This window comes from Streptococcus sp. 2020WUSS084, assembly GCF_044427445.1.
Lineage (GTDB): Bacteria > Bacillota > Bacilli > Lactobacillales > Streptococcaceae > Streptococcus > Streptococcus suis.
This window is the reverse complement of record NZ_JAOTGC010000006.1, coordinates 87,256-104,418: the sequence shown is the minus strand read 5'-3', so window position 1 is coordinate 104,418 and position 17,163 is coordinate 87,256. Positions and strand designations below refer to the sequence as shown.

At 39.5% G+C, this 17,163-nt stretch carries 17 protein-coding genes; 8 read left to right on the top strand and 9 right to left on the bottom strand.

The annotated features are described in order from the left end of the window. Window positions 1-29: 29 nt before the first annotated feature. On the bottom strand, window positions 30-725 hold the full coding sequence (locus ODU50_RS05170) for an LrgB family protein (RefSeq protein WP_023369236.1): 696 nt from the start codon (window positions 723-725) through the stop codon (window positions 30-32). Further along, window positions 718-1,098: a CidA/LrgA family protein gene (locus tag ODU50_RS05165; RefSeq protein ID WP_257077961.1), complete on the bottom strand. Its 381-nt coding sequence runs from the start codon at window positions 1,096-1,098 to the stop codon at window positions 718-720. Before ODU50_RS05165 ends, ODU50_RS05170 begins: the two co-directional genes overlap by 8 nt. Before the next feature lie 308 nt (window positions 1,099-1,406). Here ODU50_RS05165 and ODU50_RS05160 point away from each other — a divergent pair, with 308 nt between their 5' ends. The 3 genes from ODU50_RS05160 to ODU50_RS05150 are packed head-to-tail and all read left to right on the top strand — an operon-like array spanning window position 1,407 to window position 3,530. After that, window positions 1,407-1,733 (top strand): PadR family transcriptional regulator, encoded by a 327-nt coding sequence (locus tag ODU50_RS05160; RefSeq protein WP_002937550.1) that lies wholly within the window; start codon window positions 1,407-1,409, stop codon window positions 1,731-1,733. Continuing rightward, window positions 1,720-2,475: a DUF1700 domain-containing protein gene (locus ODU50_RS05155; protein ID WP_023369232.1), complete on the top strand. Its 756-nt coding sequence runs from the start codon at window positions 1,720-1,722 to the stop codon at window positions 2,473-2,475. The genes ODU50_RS05160 and ODU50_RS05155 overlap by 14 nt, the downstream gene beginning before the upstream one ends. After that, window positions 2,472-3,530 (top strand): DUF4097 family beta strand repeat-containing protein, encoded by a 1,059-nt coding sequence (locus ODU50_RS05150; RefSeq protein ID WP_009909226.1) that lies wholly within the window; start codon window positions 2,472-2,474, stop codon window positions 3,528-3,530. Before ODU50_RS05155 ends, ODU50_RS05150 begins: the two co-directional genes overlap by 4 nt. Before the next feature lie 49 nt (window positions 3,531-3,579). Here the strand turns inward: ODU50_RS05150 and ODU50_RS05145 are convergent, their stop codons facing one another. Next, entirely contained in the window at window positions 3,580-6,039 is a 2,460-nt protein-coding gene (locus ODU50_RS05145) for a YhgE/Pip family protein (protein ID WP_398581345.1), read from the bottom strand. A gap of 125 nt (window positions 6,040-6,164) precedes the next feature. Here ODU50_RS05145 and ODU50_RS05140 point away from each other — a divergent pair, with 125 nt between their 5' ends. The 4 genes from ODU50_RS05140 to ODU50_RS05125 all read left to right on the top strand — a co-directional run bounded on the left by ODU50_RS05140 (window position 6,165) and on the right by ODU50_RS05125 (window position 9,322). After that, window positions 6,165-6,698 carry a TetR/AcrR family transcriptional regulator gene (locus ODU50_RS05140; protein ID WP_024386039.1) on the top strand — a complete coding sequence of 178 codons (534 nt, stop codon included), beginning with the start codon at window positions 6,165-6,167 and terminating at the stop codon, window positions 6,696-6,698. An 84-nt stretch (window positions 6,699-6,782) separates the two neighbouring features. Beyond that, the gene (locus ODU50_RS05135; protein WP_398581344.1) at window positions 6,783-7,766 is read left to right on the top strand and encodes an ATP-binding cassette domain-containing protein; all 984 of its coding nucleotides are present in this window, start codon (window positions 6,783-6,785) and stop codon (window positions 7,764-7,766) included. After that, a complete protein-coding gene (locus tag ODU50_RS05130) occupies window positions 7,759-8,538 on the top strand; it encodes an ABC-2 family transporter protein (RefSeq protein WP_203181246.1) in 780 nt (259 codons plus the stop codon). The genes ODU50_RS05135 and ODU50_RS05130 overlap by 8 nt, the downstream gene beginning before the upstream one ends. 1 nt (window position 8,539) lies before the next feature. Continuing rightward, entirely contained in the window at window positions 8,540-9,322 is a 783-nt protein-coding gene (locus ODU50_RS05125; protein WP_105153234.1) for an ABC transporter permease, read from the top strand. Window positions 9,323-9,399: 77 nt separating this feature from the next. Here the strand turns inward: ODU50_RS05125 and ODU50_RS05120 are convergent, their stop codons facing one another. The 4 genes from ODU50_RS05120 to ODU50_RS05105 form a co-directional block, all read right to left on the bottom strand. Beyond that, window positions 9,400-10,239: a Cof-type HAD-IIB family hydrolase gene (locus tag ODU50_RS05120; protein ID WP_238394257.1), complete on the bottom strand. Its 840-nt coding sequence runs from the start codon at window positions 10,237-10,239 to the stop codon at window positions 9,400-9,402. Between the two features lie 390 nt (window positions 10,240-10,629). Then, window positions 10,630-12,204, bottom strand: a complete 1,575-nt coding sequence (locus ODU50_RS05115; protein ID WP_029943135.1) for an ABC transporter ATP-binding protein — start codon at window positions 12,202-12,204, stop codon at window positions 10,630-10,632. Beyond that, window positions 12,201-12,848, bottom strand: coding sequence for a hypothetical protein (locus tag ODU50_RS05110; protein ID WP_161947060.1), 648 nt, complete (start codon window positions 12,846-12,848; stop codon window positions 12,201-12,203). The genes ODU50_RS05115 and ODU50_RS05110 overlap by 4 nt, the downstream gene beginning before the upstream one ends. After that, window positions 12,755-13,354 (bottom strand): PQQ-binding-like beta-propeller repeat protein, encoded by a 600-nt coding sequence (locus ODU50_RS05105; protein ID WP_105153236.1) that lies wholly within the window; start codon window positions 13,352-13,354, stop codon window positions 12,755-12,757. The genes ODU50_RS05110 and ODU50_RS05105 overlap by 94 nt, the downstream gene beginning before the upstream one ends. Window positions 13,355-13,476: 122 nt before the next feature. Here ODU50_RS05105 and ODU50_RS05100 point away from each other — a divergent pair, with 122 nt between their 5' ends. Continuing rightward, window positions 13,477-14,325 (top strand): helix-turn-helix domain-containing protein, encoded by an 849-nt coding sequence (locus ODU50_RS05100; protein ID WP_029943134.1) that lies wholly within the window; start codon window positions 13,477-13,479, stop codon window positions 14,323-14,325. Between the two features lie 217 nt (window positions 14,326-14,542). On the opposite strand, the gene ODU50_RS05095 is transcribed toward ODU50_RS05100, so the two are convergent. Both ODU50_RS05095 and ODU50_RS05090 read right to left on the bottom strand, forming a co-directional pair. After that, on the bottom strand, window positions 14,543-15,775 hold the full coding sequence (locus tag ODU50_RS05095) for a CapA family protein (RefSeq protein ID WP_105153237.1): 1,233 nt from the start codon (window positions 15,773-15,775) through the stop codon (window positions 14,543-14,545). 332 nt (window positions 15,776-16,107) lie between these two features. Next, the gene (locus ODU50_RS05090; protein WP_105153238.1) at window positions 16,108-17,046 is read right to left on the bottom strand and encodes a dihydroorotate oxidase; all 939 of its coding nucleotides are present in this window, start codon (window positions 17,044-17,046) and stop codon (window positions 16,108-16,110) included. Window positions 17,047-17,163 lie beyond the last annotated feature (117 nt).

Below are 17,163 nucleotides of genomic sequence, written 5' to 3'. Positions count from 1 at the left end.
ACTACGGTTGGAATTCCAATCGTAGTTTTTTATTGTAAGATAATCTGCGCAACTATTGGACTAATCACCACATACATGATGCCTGTAATCCCAATAGCCAAGCCAGCCATCGCTCCTTGCGTATGTCCATATTTTATCGCTGTACCCGTTCCAATGGCATGTCCTGTTCCTCCCAAAGCAAGACCAACAGCTACCGGGTCTTCAATTTTTAGTAGCTTTAAAAAGACTGGACCAAGAACACTTGTCAGAATCCCTGTTGCAACAACGACTACAAGAGTAACAGTTGCTATTCCTTGCATTTTATCAGTAATACCAACAGCCATAGCAGTGGTGACTGATTTTGGAAAAAGAGAGATTGCTAGAAAAAAATCCATCCCAAACCATTTTGCAATTAGGGCAGTAAAGACAGTATTGACAATACAGGCAACAAAAATTCCCAAAAAAATACTTCGAATGTGATGTTTCATTAGATGGAAAGAACGATACAAAGGAATACCCAGAGCTACTGTTGAAGGCACAATAAGCATATTTAGATAGGACCCTCCTGCATAATATTCCTTATAGGAAATACCTGTCATTTTTAAAAAGACAATAATCAATCCTGTAGCTACCAACAGTGGGGTTGTGATTGGATGAGGAAATCTCCGATAAATCAGCATTCCAATTAAATATGCTGCAATTGATAACATAATACCAAAAATAGGATTGGAAAAAAGTTCAGTCATGATTTCCCTCCGTATCAATGTAGTCGCCTTCAAACTTTTGCTTCACAAATTGAACAACAAAACCAATTACTAAGATATTTAAAAAAATGGCGCCTAAAATGACGACGATAATAGGAAGTAAATAATCTTTAATTGCATCAAATCTCTCCATAATGCCCACTGCTGCAGGCAAAAAAAGAATGGTCATGTTAGCCAGCAAAAAATTCCCAACCGTATGAATATGGCGAAGACGAATCAATTTGAACTCTAGGGCTAAAAATAGGAGGATTAAGCCAATAATACTTCCCGGAATAGGAAGATAAAAAATAGTCGAAATAGCTTCCCCTAAAAATGAAAATACCAGAATAATCATAAACTGAACATATAGTTTCATCTTTACACCACCTTAAATACTACTAATCCATCTGAGGTCATTCTCTTTTAGTCCAGAAAATCCCTTAATGTTAGTACTGTTATTAAGTTTACTACTCTGAAAATATTTTTCAAGGCTATAAAACGTTTACACCTTAAAAATTTGTCCTAAGCTATTTGGTCTTAAGCTATTTTATTTATTTTGCACATAATCACTTGACAATTTATTTCTGTAGGTGTATATTTAATATATAACAAAATTTGATATATGCAACAGAACACTATATATCAAAACCGAACCTAACTAACAACAAAGGAAAGGAGCGTCCTATGCATTTTCCAGTCCCCGCAGTGCTGACAGAATTTCTCATCATGGCTATTTTGGAATCCGATGATTCTTATGGCTATGAAATCTGTCAGACCATTAAATTAATTGCCAACATCAAGGAGTCCGCCCTCTATCCCATCCTAAAACGATTGGAGCAAAATGACTTTTTGACTACTTATTCCCAAGAATATCAGGGTCGTATGCGAAAGTATTATAGCCTAACTCAGTTAGGTCACGAAGAATTGGTCCGACTCAAAGATGACTGGGATACCTATACAAACACGATAAACGGCATCATAGAAGGGAGCGTCCGCCATGACAAGAACTGAATACATGGAGCAGTTAGAAAAATATCTCAAAAAACTGCCCCACAAAGAATACTTTGAAGCCATCAGCTTCTTTAATGAGTATTTTGACGAGGCTGGACCAGAGCGTGAAACAGAAATTATAGAAGAACTTGGTTCACCAAAAGAAGCTGCTAGCGAACTCATTAACAACATGCTCAACAAGCAAATCCAGGAGGAGAAGAATCAACAAGAACCTATTCAACTCAACTGGAAACTCTGGGTTGGTCTGGGAGCCTTAAGTATGACAGGTCTCTTCTCTTTCTTCCTACTCTTTATCATGGGAGAGTTTATCGGAGTCATTCCTCTGTTTGCGACTCTTATCCTCGGCGCCTTTTTCCTCGGTCGCTACTTCCGTAATTTTAGCCAAACAAAACGAACGCTTTGGTTGGCTATCCTAGCTGTCATTTCCCTGCCTATCGCCATTCCACTTTTGCTCATTCTCCTAGCTAGTCTATTGGGATTGGTGGCGCTCATCTTGGCCCTCATTGTCGGTGCCTTTGTTTTGGGTGTCGGACTTCTCACCAGCGGTGGCTATCTAATTTGGGAAGCCTTTAGCCTTATGTCAGAAGGTTTCAATATCTTCCTCATGGGGTTTGGGTCAGGTTTGTCTTTGATTGGCGGAGCTATTCTCATCTACATCTTGACTGGATTTTTTGCCTACTGGTCTTGGCGACTGGTCAAGGCTTGCTTCAAATGGATCTTGAAACGAGGTAAACGAGCATGAAAAAGAAACTTACCATCGCCATTATTATCGGCTTTGTCAGCCTGATTGCAGGCTTAATTCTAGCTGGCATTGGATTTTTCACCGGAGGTATAACCCGCTTAGAAGAGGTTGCTGCTCCGACGGAAGTCCATAAGACCTTCACAGATTTGAATACCATTAAAATTGATTTTATCCCCCACAGCGTCTACATCAAAGAGTCTAGTGATAACAACTATCATGTGACCTATGCCAACTCCGACAACAATATCCAAAAACCTCTAAAACTCAGTGAGAAAGACGGCGTCTTAACTCTCTCTGCACAAGAACTAGAATTTGCCATTGAGGGAATCATGCAGTATTTGGGAGAAAGCTTGGCCCAGCGTCGTATCAATGTCTTCTCCGTCACCATTGAAGTGCCTAAAGGGAAGACACTGGATAAATTAGAGGGACACAATCTCCACTTCTATGATTTTGGCGGTTTCACGATTGAGAATATCCATATCAAAGAGGCAAATCTGTCTGGTGGTGTCACTCTTGACAAAGTGACTATTGACAGCGGTCAGATTGAAGCAGGCTACTTCCAAGCGACACAATCCACTCTAAAAGATATGCACATCAACCTACAGGGAAGCAGCGTCCGCCTGTATGAAACCAGTTTGGAAAATGTGACCATCGAGGGCTATAGCCAGCTGGATAGCAGACAAACGACTCTTCTTGGCGATAATCGTTTCACTCCATCCGACACCTACTCCTCTACGACATTTTTGGATGTGACGGACAAGAGTCTGGCAGATAGCAACTTGCTCATCACCAACCAGATCGACAAGAAAAAATTAGTAGAAGCCCAAGGTTACTACTATGAAGATGGGAATGATTTGGGAGAGATGGTTAACCAAGACCCTTACTTAAAAGAGCGACTAGGGGAAGTCGGTATTTTCACTAGCGATAAGTACACCAAATTCCCTGTCAAGACAGAAAACGATCTACAGACCCTAACCCTAGAAAACAAAGGTAGCAAGAACAAACTGACCATTGAAGCCACCAATGCGACAATCAATTTAGGGACCCCCAAATAACCACATCAACCAAAAACCAACTGTTCACATGGAGCAGTTGGTTTTCTAATTATTCATCTTTTTGATTATAAATCAAGAGACCTAGTCCCATAAAGCCTACTAAGAAGAGGCTCAGTAGCCAAACTTGATGACTACTATTTCCAACCATAGAAATGGTTTGACGAAGGCCTGAAACAGAATAGGTCATTGGAAGATAGGGCTGAATGACTCGGAAGAAGCGTGGGCTGAGTTCAATTGGATAGGTACCTGCACTTGATCCAAGCTGTAGTAACAAGAGAATTAAACTTGCGAAGGATCCGAAACGATTGTTCCAGCCCACCAAGGCTGTAACGAGTGCCATAAAGGTCCAAGAGGCTAAGAGGATTAATCCCAAGGTTGCCATTGGATGAGCCGGTTCGATTCCAATCAAGCGAAGAACACCGTACAGAATCACTGCTGTTAGACTGGCAATAATACCATTGAGCAAGAGTTTTCCTTTGGCCCAGTCCCAACGATTCTTGTAGGAGCGATTATCAATGTGTTTGACAAAAATAACATTCGCTGATAAGGCTGCAACCATTAGGGCAACAGACACCATGTAAGGAGCCATTCCGACACCGTTGGTCTTCACATCATCTTGATCACTGTGTTCCAAGGTGACTGGTTGAGACACTGCTTGTGCATTTTTGTCTTCTACAGAGATGACTGATAGTTGTTGACTGGCTGAACTGAGTGAATTTGTTAAGGTTTCACTTCCGACAAGTAGGGTCGAAATACCACTTGTCAAGGTTTGTCCGCCACTAGCTAATTGATCCGCACCAGCAATTAATTGCTGACTACCAGAAGCCAGTTGTCCTGAACCGCTGACAAGTTGACTAGAGTTAGCAGCTAAAATTGCCAATCCTGATGTTAATTGGCTACCTCCAGATTGGATACTATTGTTGTTAGCTACCAACTGGGCTCCACCCTCTGCTAGTTGGGCAACACCTGCTGTATATGCTGTCACCCCTGACATGAGTTGACTCGCTCCGCTTGACAGTTGCCTTTGAAGTTGACTCACACCACTCGTCAAGGTTTGAGTTCCTGGTAGAACTTGCTGGTTCAAAGCTGTGTTGACCTGACTCAAGCCACTTGATAGGCTTTCAATGGCTGTTGTAGCTCCTGGCAATGCTTGATTGGCAGCCGTGTTAATCTGACCGACAGCTGATTGCAGCTGGCTCATTTGTGTTGCCATGCCAGAAAGACTTTGTAGGCTAGAAAGGGGTTGACTGAGCTGAGACAATTGATCCAAAATCGTTTGGGCTACTGTCGCTGTTGTCGAAGGTGAATTTTGGAGAGCACCAACCAATTCAGCTTGCTGATTAGCTGTCAAGTTTTGATAGGTAGCTGTTGCTTGCAATGCTTCAATGCTGGCTATTTTATCAGCTTGCGCTGCTGTCAACAATCCTTGAGTTTGGCTCCCCATCTCTGTCAAGAGATTGGATAAACTGCTTGTATCTACTGTAAGTCCTCCGATACTTGATAGGCTGTCATTTAATTGGTTGATGGCCGCTTGCAACTGAGGAAGCCTTGTCAAGAGTGCTTGTATCTGACTAGACTGTTCAACAGACAAACTAGTTGAACTAGCGAGTTGTTCCAAGCCTGCCTGCAATTGATTGGCTCCCGTTACAAGTTGTTCAACCTGAATTGCTCCTGATTGCAATTGTCCCACTCCAGCGATGAGCTGAGAGGAATTGGCATTTAATTGCTCCGCACCTGAAGCAAGACTAGCTACCCCATTTGTGTAGGTGGTTAAGCCACTGGACAGTGTTTGACTTCCTGAAGCAGCCTGATTAACTCCATCTGTATAAGACACAAGACCGGTGGCCAATTGGTTTGCTCCTGTCACAAGTGCTTGACCCGAATTTGTTAAAGTAGTCAGTCCATTTGAAAGTGTTTGACTGCCTGACTCCAATTGACTAGCTCCATCTGTCAATTGTTGGCTACCATCTGCCGCCTCGACCATGCCGTTTTGAATTTCTCTCATACTGTCAAATACAGCAGTTGTATATGTTTCGGTAATCGTCTCTGAAACAGATGTCTTTAATTTCTCCATAGCTGATTCGCCCATCTTAGAAGCAACAAAGCTATGACCTTTGGAGGTTTGATAAGAAATCGTTAGTGGTTCAGGCTGATTCGTCAAGAGACTAGATGCTTTTTCTGATAAATCTTCTGGTAGAGTGATGACCATATAAAAGTCCCCTTCTTCCAAGCCTTTTTCCGCATCCTTTTCTGATACAAAGTGGAAATCCAGACTCTTGCTCTCTTTCATATTATCCACCATATCATCACCAATGGTGAGGGTTTTATCTTGAAAGCTCGCCGATTGGTCTTGATTGACAACTGCTACAGGCAGCTGGTCTAGTCGACCGTAAGGGTCCCACATTGAGGTTAGGAAACTAATGTTATATAAGGCTGGGACACAGGCAACACCAATAATGGTAACCAAAGTCATTGGTTTTTTGAAAATACTCTTTACTTTTTGTAACATAAGCAACTCCTTTAGACATACTGTCCAAAAACTGATAAAATACATTATACAAGTATCAATTTCAAAATCAAGTCATAAGAACTGTTTTTAGACACTGTGTCTAAAAATGTTCAAAAGGAGAAATTATGGGAACAGATAGTCGGAAAGAACGAACTCGACAGGCAATTTTAGAAGCTATGGTAACCTGCCTGGAATCACAAGGATTTAATGACATTACAACAACACACCTAGCCCAGACTGCTGGTATCAGTCGTTCCAGTTTTTATACCCACTATAAGGATAAATATGAATTAATCGACTCCTATCAACAGGGACTTTTTCACAAATTAGAGGCTATATTTGACCGTTATGATGGCAATCGCCAATCATCATTTTTAGAAATTTTCGAGTTGCTCTATCGTGAAAAATTGCTTTCTGCCCTACTGACCCATAACGGAACTCAAGAAATCCAAAACTTCCTCATCAATAAAGTCCGACTTCTTGTTGCCAATGATTTAGCGGAGCGCTTAGGAAAAGAGAATTTATCACAACTGGAAAAAGAATACAGCAGCATCTATTTTTCACATGCCTTCTTCGGTATCATGCAGGTATGGATTAAAAATGGTAAGCAAGAATCTCCTCAATATATGACCGATTTTCTAATAAAAATGTTACCTTAAAGGTGACTTTTTCCCGCCACTTTCTGGGGAATATGTTATAATAGCCTTATCTTACGCAAACGTTTTCAAACAGGAGATTATGATATGATTCAGGCAGAACATCTTTCAAAAACCTATTCAATCATTGATAAGGAAGTCGGTCTAAAAGGCTCTATCAAGGCCTTTTTCAAGCCAAAGAAAAAGTCAATCCCTGCTGTTCAAGACATTTCCTTACAGGTAGGAAAAGGAGAAATCATCGGCTATATCGGCTCCAACGGTTCTGGTAAATCCACCACCATCAAAATGCTAACAGGTGTTCTCTATCCAGACCAGGGTTCCGTCCGCATCAATGGACTCAATCCACAAGAACACCGTAAAGAAGTCAATAAGCAAATCGGCGTTCTCTTTGGACAAAAATCTCACTTGGATTGGAACTTACCTGTCCAAGAATCTTTTATCCTTCACGCAAAAATTTATGATGTTCCAAACAAGGTATTCAAAGAGCGATTGGCTGTCTTGATTGAGCTATTGGACTTGGCAGACATCATGAAGCAACCAATCCGTAATCTGTCACTCGGCCAACGGGTTCGCTGTGAATTTGCGGCTATCTTTATCCACCAGCCTGCTGTTGTCTTTTTGGACGAGCCGACCATCGGCTTGGATGCCAGCGTCAAGGAGACCATTCGCTCCTTCATCCGCTATATGAATCAAGAATACCAGACCACCTTTTTAATTACTTCCCATGATATGAAGGACATCGAAAGCCTCTGTGAGCGGATTTTTATCATTGATAAGGGCAAGAAGGTCTACGATGGTTCACTGACCGTCCTCAAAGAACGCTTTTCCACAGTCAAAACCATTCTCTTCTCCACAGAAAAGCCGATTGAAAAAGACTTGCAACTAGAAGGCTGGGAATTTATTCGTAAAGATGGTTTTCACTTTGAAATCCACTACCAAAGCAAGGTCTGGACCAGCGCCCAGGTGATTGAGCAAGTTTTCAATCATTATGCTATTGAAGATGTCACCATGAAGGAATTGGAAATTGAAACCATGGTCCGTCAGATTTATGAGGAGGGTATCCATGCGTAAATATCTCTACATGACCCGCCTGACCATGATGAATGCTATGCAGTATAAGGCTTTCTTTCTAGCGACCTTCGTTTCACTGGCAGTGAAGATTTTGGTAGCTCTCTATGTCTGGAAAACCATTTTCTTCACTCAATCAGAAGTCAATGGCTTTACCCTGCAAACCTTTACTACATATATCATCTTTGCGAATCTACTAGCCAGTTTAAATTCTTTCTCACTTGGAGAAGATTTATCCTACAGCATTATAAAAGGAAGCATTGCTGGAGAATTTCTCAGACCCTATTCCTTTATCCTAGCTCTCTTTTTCAAAGACCTTGGAAATAAGCTCTTGGAACTGATAAAGTTTGCCATCGTATTTATCGGTATCATACTTGTTCATCAGGATTTTTATCTACCTGACGGAAAAACTATTTTACTCTTTCTAGTCAGCTCCATCCTCGGTATGTTTATCGTTCAATTACTGGATATGGCTTTTGGCTTCTTAGCATTTTTTACGGTCAATGCCTGGGGAGTTATGCTCCTGCGAATGGGGCTTTTCAATCTAGCCTCTGGGGCGCTTTTGCCACTCAGCTTCTATCCACAGGCTGTGGAAAACTTTTTGAAACTCCTTCCCTATAATTATGCGGTTAACGTTCCAGTTTCCATTTTATTGGGACAGGAAAGCGATCTAAGAGCTTTGGGATTGCAAGTTATATGGATACCCATTCTAGCCTGCTTCATCGCCGCTCTTTGGTCCCAAGCCAAGCGTCGTATTGTCATTTTTGGAGGTTAACATGAAGAAATATATCAGCCTCTATCTATATAACATCAAGGTCTACATGATGGCCCAGATGTCCTTTCGAGTGGACTTCTTCATCGGGCTTTTCTCCTCTTTGATTGAACAAATTGTCTACCTGATTTTCCTCAACATCCTATTTGGAAATATCAAGGAAATCGCTGGTTTCAACTACGGTCAAATGCTCTTTATCTATGGAATAGCCACCGTCGGACGCTCCATTCACTTGATATTCTTTGACAATCTCTGGATGTTTGGCAGTCGCTACATCCGACAAGGCGAATTTGAACGCCTCCTCCTCATGCCTGTCAATCCTCTTTTTCAGCTTATCTGTGAACGAATCCAGCCACAAGGAATCGGAACAACCCTCATCGGTTCCCTTGCACTAGCCCAAGCTTCCAAGGAACTGGGTATGGAATGGAGTCTTGGAAAACTAGCCCTACTAATCTTTATTGCCATTTGTATCGGCCTACTCTATGCAGCTATTCAGCTCGGTCCAACTGCTCTAGCATTTTGGATTGTAGAATCATTTCCTTTGACTATGGGAATTTTCGCCCTCAATCAGATGGCTCAATACCCACTCAATATCTATCCAAAAATCATTCAAATCCTGCTGATTTTTGTCTTCCCTTATGCTTTTACAGCCTATTTCCCAGCCCTCTACTTTCTGGATCTCTCCCTGTGGGGGCTGGCCCTACCGCTCATTGTCACCATCGTCTGTGCTATCAACTACCGCCTCTTCCGCTACGGCATGACAAAATTCACCAGTGTGGGAAATTAAAACAAGGCTCTCAGTGCTTGAGAGACCTTGTTTTTTATACTAGAGCATGAGGATATATAAAAATACTCAAGGATTTTTTACTCTCCCTTGGTTTCCGACAACCAATTTTCCAAGACCTGCATGACCCCTGCCTCCAGATGGCTGGGAGCTCGGTACTTGGCTACTGCCTTGACCTTGTCTGTCGCATTTTCCATGGCATAGGAATGCCCAGCATAGGCTAAGAGTTCCAAATCATTGTCCGAATCTCCAAAAGCCATGACCTGCTCTGCCTGTATTCCCAAGTCCTGTAAGACCTGCTCCAGGCCCCAGGCCTTGTGGATCCCCGCCGGCAAAATGTCCACCGAGCCATAGCCACTGGTCACTGCCATCAGCTGACCTGCGTACTGGCGGTTAAAGCCCCCAACCAGCTCGTCCACCTGCTCTTCTGGCACCCAGAAGCCCGCCTTAAAGATAGGCTGGTCTGTCGGATAGGCCGCCAAGTCTTCCAGCTGGACCACCCTATCCTGGAAGGCCTTCATCTGCTCGGGCTTAATAGGAAGGCCCGTCCCTTCAAAGAGAACACCCGCCCCCTCCTGCATATAGATATGATGGTCATTGGCCAGCATGAGGCAGATGGTCGCCCACTGTCCCTTGAAATAGGATAATACCATGCCCAACTCCTGCTGGGTCAGGCCCCGCCTCAAACGTGTCTCTCCCCCTTGATAGATATAGGCACCATTATCCGCGACAAATATCAGGTCTTCCTCAAAGCCCTCACAGAGTTGCCTCAACCGCTCAATCCCATTGCCACTCGCGATGACAAAGGGAATCTTCCGCTCAGCCAGCTGGGCCAAAATAGCCGCAAACCGCTGCCGATCAAAGCTCCCTTCTCCGTCCAAAAACGTCCCATCCATGTCTGTTGCAATCAACTTTATCATACAATCTAACCTTTTCCCTTTCAAGGGGGTGCAAAAACCATGTAGGGTGTGCATCTTAAATCCTAGTATAATTTCTTTTATTATACCACACAGTTAGCATGAAACATAATCCCCAAAAATTAAGAGAGGCTTTTTAATGCTACCGAAGAATGTAAAGTGTATTTTTTCGACATTTCTTAATATCTTTAGTTATCAATAAATTTTTTAGTTCATCCAAAGTTACTCCGTGGTCTATATCACTACCCCAATAAAATCTAACTATTCTTTTGGGACATACCTGTGAGTATTGAGAATTAACTTCACCAATGCAATCGAATAATTTTATTACCACTATGAATAATCTTATAGTCACTAAAAAATTGACTCGAACAACTAATGTTTATTCTAATTTCAATTAATCGTTTCAATATCAATTATATCATCAAAGAACGACTCTTCTATTTTCCTATGACTTACCATAACGACGGTTTTATTTTGGTAATATTTTTTTAAAATAGTCATTAATTGAGTCTGCATTTCTAAATCTAAAGCAGAATCTATTTCATCCAATAATAAAACTTCATATTGATTGATTATACCTCTGGCAATCAATATCTTTTGCTTTTCCCCACCTGACAACTTATCCCCAAAATCACCTGGTTTTCTTTCAGACCATCCATGTACATCTTGAATAAGAGTTGTCATTTTTAATTCTGCGATTAGGTTCATTAACAAGGCATCATCAACCTTATCCAAAGGGTATATCATGTTCTCTTTCAAAGTACGATCAAATAAAGTCATCTTTTGTGATAAATACCCTATTTGTTCTGAAGATAAATAATGCGTAACGCTTCCAGAATCAGGAGTAATCATCCCTTTTACTAACTTTAATAAAGTTGACTTTCCCGTTCCATTTTTTCCTCTAATTAAAATAAATTTTCCTCTTCGAATGCTGAATGTTAAATTATCAAAAATTTTCTTATCACCATGGGAAAATTGAACATTTTTTAAAGAAATCAAACTATCTGTATCTGTATTCTCATGTGATATAGATACCTTATTTAATCTACCAAAATCAATTTTATCTAAAGCTAAATCTAATCGATCTAGGGATTCTAAAACAGATAAAAATTGTTTGCCAAATCCGTTCATATGAATAGATGAGTAAACTAAGACTAGGATATAAGCCATACTACCATCACTACTTTTATTTAATACTAATACAATCATGACAACAGTCATAACTGATAGAATTAACTGTAACAATAACTGATGACTATCTATCCTTTTTTGTAGATTAAAATATGTTTTTTGCTCTTTGCTTAAAATTGTATCGTATTTCTTAGTTTCAAAAAATTGTCTAAATGTAGAAATAATTACCTCTACATTTTGAAAATAATCAACAAAAAAGGAATTGGTCTCACTAGTTGAATCCAACGCATCTTGAATCAGGCGAACATTATCTTTTGAAAATACAATAGATAGCCATAGATAAAGACTACAAAATAATATATAAACGCCACCAATAAAAATATCATAGGTTATAAGCGAAAATGCGTACAAAGAGATAATCAATATAACATTTAAAATAAAACTAATACTTTCATACTGTAGCGATCTAGCTGAGTATGAAATTTCAGATGCTAAATTTTGAACTTCTCCTAAATTCATATCAACGAACTTAGAATAACTTTTATCTGATATGTCCTTAAAAACAATAGATTTCGAAACTTTTCTGACTTTTTGCAACATATAATTTTTCGGAAACGCTACAAATGATACAGATAAAAATGATAATAAAAGTAAGAATAGATAAGTATAATCTATAGTTGATTTAGTAAATGAAAAAAGTTCAGATATTAAAAAAGGCTGGATTCCTATCAATAAGAATAAAATGACTATGATGCCTACATAGATACAAACTTGAGTAATTCCTATACTTTTAATTAATTGTCTAAAAAAACTTATTGTTCGCTTTTTATTCATTCTATCCCCTCTTCATTTATAATAAATTCTTCTAAAGTTGTTGCTGGCGAACTCAATGCTCTTTTTAAAACTAATCTCCAAGTTTGAAAATCTGCATCTTTCCACTTACTTCTTTCTTTTATATAATCAATGATTTTCCTAAACTCATCTTGTTTCATATCTTTTCCATAAATACTAAATAAAAATTCAGCAATTGCCGCTCCACTATTATAATAATCCGATTGCTGTATATTCCGATATAAATGATTTAACTTAAAAGAACTTGGTAATAAATTATTAGAACTTAACCCAATAATTATAGGCTCTATTTTCTCTAGTCCTGATTTAAAAGTAACCTTAAGTGGTACACAATACATTCCCTTTACATTATTATTTTTGAGAGGGACTAAAAATGAAAATATTTTACTTTCTCCTATCCTATCACCTATAAGAATTTCTTTCTGAGATATTACTGCTGGAAACATCTTGATATTCTCTATATCATCACTATCTACCTTTATCAGTACCTGTAACTCATTATTTTCTACAATATCTCCTATTTCAAAATGATTTATGAGCAATTCATCAGGGTAATCTGCAGATACTTGATATCCTTGTAATAAACCATGTGCTGGTGGTTCGCGCCACCGCCCACAATTATGCAATTACTTTGTATTGTAATCGCACTATAAGGAGAGTGTCCTATCACCTTTCGATCATATATTCTACCTGTTACCTTATCAATAAAGTACATTGAACAATCAGCTAAAACCAAAAGAGTTTTTCTAAAAATACTAGGAGGAGCCACAATTGAACCTTCTTTTGTTTCTATTATCCAATCTATTTCCCCAGATTTTTTATTTATACAATATATATTCCCTGACAGAGTTGTAGTATAAACGTTGTTACTATCTACTACGGGTAAATGTCTCCCTGCTATACCTGATATTCGTTGTTCCCAAAGTATACTTCCTGAATTAGCATTGATATTGAATACGATTTCTCCACAGGAAACAAATATACTATCATCCGATAAGAAAAAACCAGATGTGTCTGCACTAATAATATAGCTCTCGCCCAAATCAACTTCAAAAAGAGCTCCTCCATCAAGATTGAGACCACCTATGACAATATGAGATGTTTGCGTTAATGCGTCATTCTTAGTGTACATTGTCAATAAATATCCATTAAATAAAGCTATATTTTCTTCATACTTGGACTTCCTTTCCGTTTTTATTTATTGTACAATAAATAAAACTAGTTCAATTTTTTGTTGGGAAAGTGGGAAATCAGATGAAATTACATCTTGGAAAAACTTTGAGAAAAGTAAGACAAGGAAAACAAATCAGTCTATGTTCTCTAGCAGATGAGCATCTTTCTAAATCACAAATATCTCGTTTTGAACGTGGAGAGTCAGAAATATCTTGTGTTCGACTTATCAATATTTTAGACAAATTAAACATTTCTCTAGATGAATTTCTTATTCTTCATGATAGTGATTATACCAACACAGAATCATTTGCTAAATTAATGCAGTATATTCGTAAACAATATTCATCGCAAAATATAGATAATATAGCCTCATTACTTTCAAACTCTTCAAAATATAATTTAAATCCGTATGTGAGAACTATGGTAAAGTCCATTCTACATACACTAGACAGTAACATTGTTCCATCAGATGAAGAGTTGCTTCAACTAACAGACTATCTCTTTAAAATTGAAAACTGGGGTTACTATGAAATCATTTTATTAGGTAACTGTGTGCGAACAATTAATTACGACTCCTACTTCCTATTAACAAAAGAAATGCTACATAATTACATCTATTCTTCATTAAATAAAACCAATAAGCGAATCGTTACTCAGCTAGCTATAAATTGTTTCATTCTTAGCATAGATATGGAAAAATTTTCAAATTGTTCCTATTTGATTAGTGAGATAAAAAAATTATTAGACAATGAACTAAACTTTTATGAACAAACTGTTTTTCTTTATGCTACTGGCTACTTTGAATTTAAGCGATCAGGTAAAGGAATTGAAAAAATGAAACAAGCCATACAAGTGCTCGATCTTTTAGGAGAAGACAAGTTAAAATTACACTATACTAGCCATTTTGATAAACTGGTAAATAAAAAATAAGGGGAATATTTCTCTAAAATTTAACGATTTACAAATCAAGGGTGTCTCAATGAGAAGTCATCCTTCCCTTCAACCTCTCCCTTTGACCCATCTACTGCTGAGGATAGATAAAAAGCCTTGGAAACAACTACTTCCAAGGCTTTCTCTATATTCTGTTGTATCAATTACCGAACTCTTACTTCTATTGCAATTAATCGAACTGTCATCTTCTCTCTCCTCACCATACCAAATTGACAAAGTCTTTCATTTCTTGATAGGCTGTATCCACACGCGCCTGCGTATCTAGATCCAATTGTCCATAGTATCGACCACCAGCGACCCAGTCTTCCAATACATAGGTCTGATAGCTAAAACGCTCATAACCATCCAGTGAATACGTTCCCTGAGAGATACGATTCACCCAGGTTGGATGCGCTTGGGCTGTCCGAATACTTGTCTGCCCATTCTCTTTCTGAATCCTTATATCCATCAAGACACCCCGCTCGGTCCATTGGGAATTTGGTGTATCATCCATGCTTTCAATACGCTGATTGGACAGGAAATTCCCCATCGAATAGATAATCAATTTTCTCTGACCATCTTTTTCAATAATCTCTGCGGGCTCGACTACATGCGGATGCCCACCAAGAACGATGTCTGCTCCCCAATCAATCATTTGATGGTACAAACTGGTCTGTTCCTCCGTAGGCTCCAACTGATATTCCACACCCGTCTGAGGCATGACGATGGTAATATCTGCCTCTTTCTCAGCTCGCTCAATCTCTGCCTGCATCTTTTCTTTATCAAAATCCGATAAATAGGCATCATATTCCTCCTGACTCAGCAAAGCCTCCATCCCATTGAAACCGTAAGCATAGGCTAAAACCGCTATACGGATACCATTGACTTCCCGAATGTAGAGTGGTGCAGTTGCCCGATTGCCTTCAGCGTAGACACCGACTGTATCCACACCTGCATCTCTAAATGTATTGACAGTGGAAACCAATCCAGAAAGATGTGAGTCCAAAATATGATTGTGGGCTAAGTCCACCAAATCGTAGCCTGCATCATGGATATTGTTGGCGACAATGGCAGGCGCATTAAAAAGTGGGTAACCTGCTAATTCGACATCTGGGGAAATGGTCCCTTCAAAGTCTGCGATAGCGAAATCAGCCTGTTCTATCCAGGGCTTTACGTAGGTAAAATTCTCAGAAAAATCGTAACTTCCATCTGGCTGTTCTGCTCCTCGAAGAATAGGCAAGTGATAGAGTAAATCTCCGTGGGCCATGATGCGAACAGAATTATCTGAGCGCATTGATTCTGATGCCTGATTCAGCCTAGGAACTAGGTGCTCGCTTACAATAATAATCGCCAATATAATAGTCGCTAAGCCACAAATAAAAAACAAATGCATCTTTGTCCGATAGGACGCATATCGTTTTCTGCGAATAGAGTTCGCCCTTTTCTCCATACATTTACCCTCATACTCCCTACTTAAGAACCTTTGTTCAAAATACAGTCAGTAGTCCCTCAAAAAACTATTTCTGCCATAAAAGTACATCACTTATAAATAGAGGTTCTAATATTAGTATACGACATTTTTGCTAAAAAATCTAAATAAAATCAGAATTCCGTCTCACAAATATATGTTTCCGACTATGTATTCCATTCCTCAAACGATTATCAGGTCGATTTTCACAGACCATTTAAAAAGAGCTAACATTATCCCTTCCTAACTCCCTAAAAGACTATCTGGGAGAACGGTACAATGTTAGCTTCTTTTTATGTCTTCAACAGATGATTTTAATCATCTAAGTGCTGTAGCTTGCCACGAAAATCCTCAATGGTCTCGTAGCCTTTTTCAGCCATGATGGCCTGCAATTCAGCCGTAATGCGTTCAAAGGCTGCCACACCTTCCTTTTGCAGGGTTGTTCCAACTTGAACCATGCTGGCACCACAGAGAATGTGTTCGAAGGCATCCCGACCTGTCAAGACGCCACCAGTCCCAACAATCTGAATCTCCGGTTTCAAGCGCTGGTAAAAAGCGTGGACATTGGCAAGAGCAGTCGGCTTGATATACTCTCCACCGATACCACCAAAACCATTTTTAGGCTTGATGACAACTGACTCATCCTTGATATAGAGACCATTTCCAATCGAATTGACACAGTTGACAAACTTCAAAGGAAACTGGTTGAAAATCGTTGCTGCTTGGTCAAAATGCACGATATCGAAATAAGGTGGCAACTTAATACCGAGTGGTTTGGTAAAGTAAGTGAAGACCTCCTGCAAGATGGTTTCTGTCGTTTCAAAATCATAGGCAATCTGCGGTTTTCCAGGGATATTGGGACAAGAAAGATTTAACTCTGTCACCCCCTTAAAATCACTGGCTTCTACAGTTCTCAAAATCTCGTGAGTCTCATTAGGCGACATTCCAACTAAAGATAAAACAAATGTGCGTTCTGGCTCCGTTTCCTGCAATTCTAGTAGATAATCCAAATAGTAAGCCAAGCCCTGATTTGGCAAGCCCATCGAATTGATAGAACCAAGCGGAACATTCTGATAACGTGGTTCTGGATTACCCGCGCGGTAGTCCAAGGTTGCTGTTTTTGTCACAAAAGTACCTGCTTTCGAGTTCTTAACCGCATCCAATTCTCCCTTGGTCATGCACCAAACCCCTGCCGCATTCATCAAACAATTATCAAAGGTAAATCCACCGAGTGTCGTTGCTGTTGAAACCATATTATCCTCCATATTGGTTGTTCTTTCTCGATTATATCATAAGAAACAAACGGATTTCCTCCATTTACTACTAACGTTCGGATTTTGCAATAAAAATTTATTAATTTTTTTAAAATT

Excerpts from the sequence above, each read along its gene's own strand:
- ODU50_RS05115 (WP_029943135.1), bottom strand. The coding sequence starts at position 12,204 with ATGAATAAAAAGCGAACAATAAGTTTTTTTAGACAATTAATTAAAAGT.
- ODU50_RS05130 (WP_203181246.1), top strand. The coding sequence starts at position 7,759 with ATGCGTAAATATCTCTACATGACCCGCCTGACCATGATGAATGCTATG.
- ODU50_RS05100 (WP_029943134.1), top strand. The coding sequence starts at position 13,477 with ATGAAATTACATCTTGGAAAAACTTTGAGAAAAGTAAGACAAGGAAAA.
- ODU50_RS05150 (WP_009909226.1), top strand. The coding sequence starts at position 2,472 with ATGAAAAAGAAACTTACCATCGCCATTATTATCGGCTTTGTCAGCCTG.
- ODU50_RS05135 (WP_398581344.1), top strand. The coding sequence starts at position 6,783 with ATGATTCAGGCAGAACATCTTTCAAAAACCTATTCAATCATTGATAAG.
- ODU50_RS05095 (WP_105153237.1), bottom strand. The coding sequence starts at position 15,775 with ATGGAGAAAAGGGCGAACTCTATTCGCAGAAAACGATATGCGTCCTAT.
- ODU50_RS05120 (WP_238394257.1), bottom strand. The coding sequence starts at position 10,239 with ATGATAAAGTTGATTGCAACAGACATGGATGGGACGTTTTTGGACGGA.
- ODU50_RS05125 (WP_105153234.1), top strand. The coding sequence starts at position 8,540 with ATGAAGAAATATATCAGCCTCTATCTATATAACATCAAGGTCTACATG.
- ODU50_RS05160 (WP_002937550.1), top strand. The coding sequence starts at position 1,407 with ATGCATTTTCCAGTCCCCGCAGTGCTGACAGAATTTCTCATCATGGCT.
- ODU50_RS05145 (WP_398581345.1), bottom strand. The coding sequence starts at position 6,039 with ATGTTACAAAAAGTAAAGAGTATTTTCAAAAAACCAATGACTTTGGTT.
- ODU50_RS05140 (WP_024386039.1), top strand. The coding sequence starts at position 6,165 with ATGGGAACAGATAGTCGGAAAGAACGAACTCGACAGGCAATTTTAGAA.
- ODU50_RS05170 (WP_023369236.1), bottom strand. The coding sequence starts at position 725 with ATGACTGAACTTTTTTCCAATCCTATTTTTGGTATTATGTTATCAATT.
- ODU50_RS05165 (WP_257077961.1), bottom strand. The coding sequence starts at position 1,098 with ATGAAACTATATGTTCAGTTTATGATTATTCTGGTATTTTCATTTTTA.
- ODU50_RS05155 (WP_023369232.1), top strand. The coding sequence starts at position 1,720 with ATGACAAGAACTGAATACATGGAGCAGTTAGAAAAATATCTCAAAAAA.
- ODU50_RS05105 (WP_105153236.1), bottom strand. The coding sequence starts at position 13,354 with ATGTACACTAAGAATGACGCATTAACGCAAACATCTCATATTGTCATA.
- ODU50_RS05090 (WP_105153238.1), bottom strand. The coding sequence starts at position 17,046 with ATGGTTTCAACAGCAACGACACTCGGTGGATTTACCTTTGATAATTGT.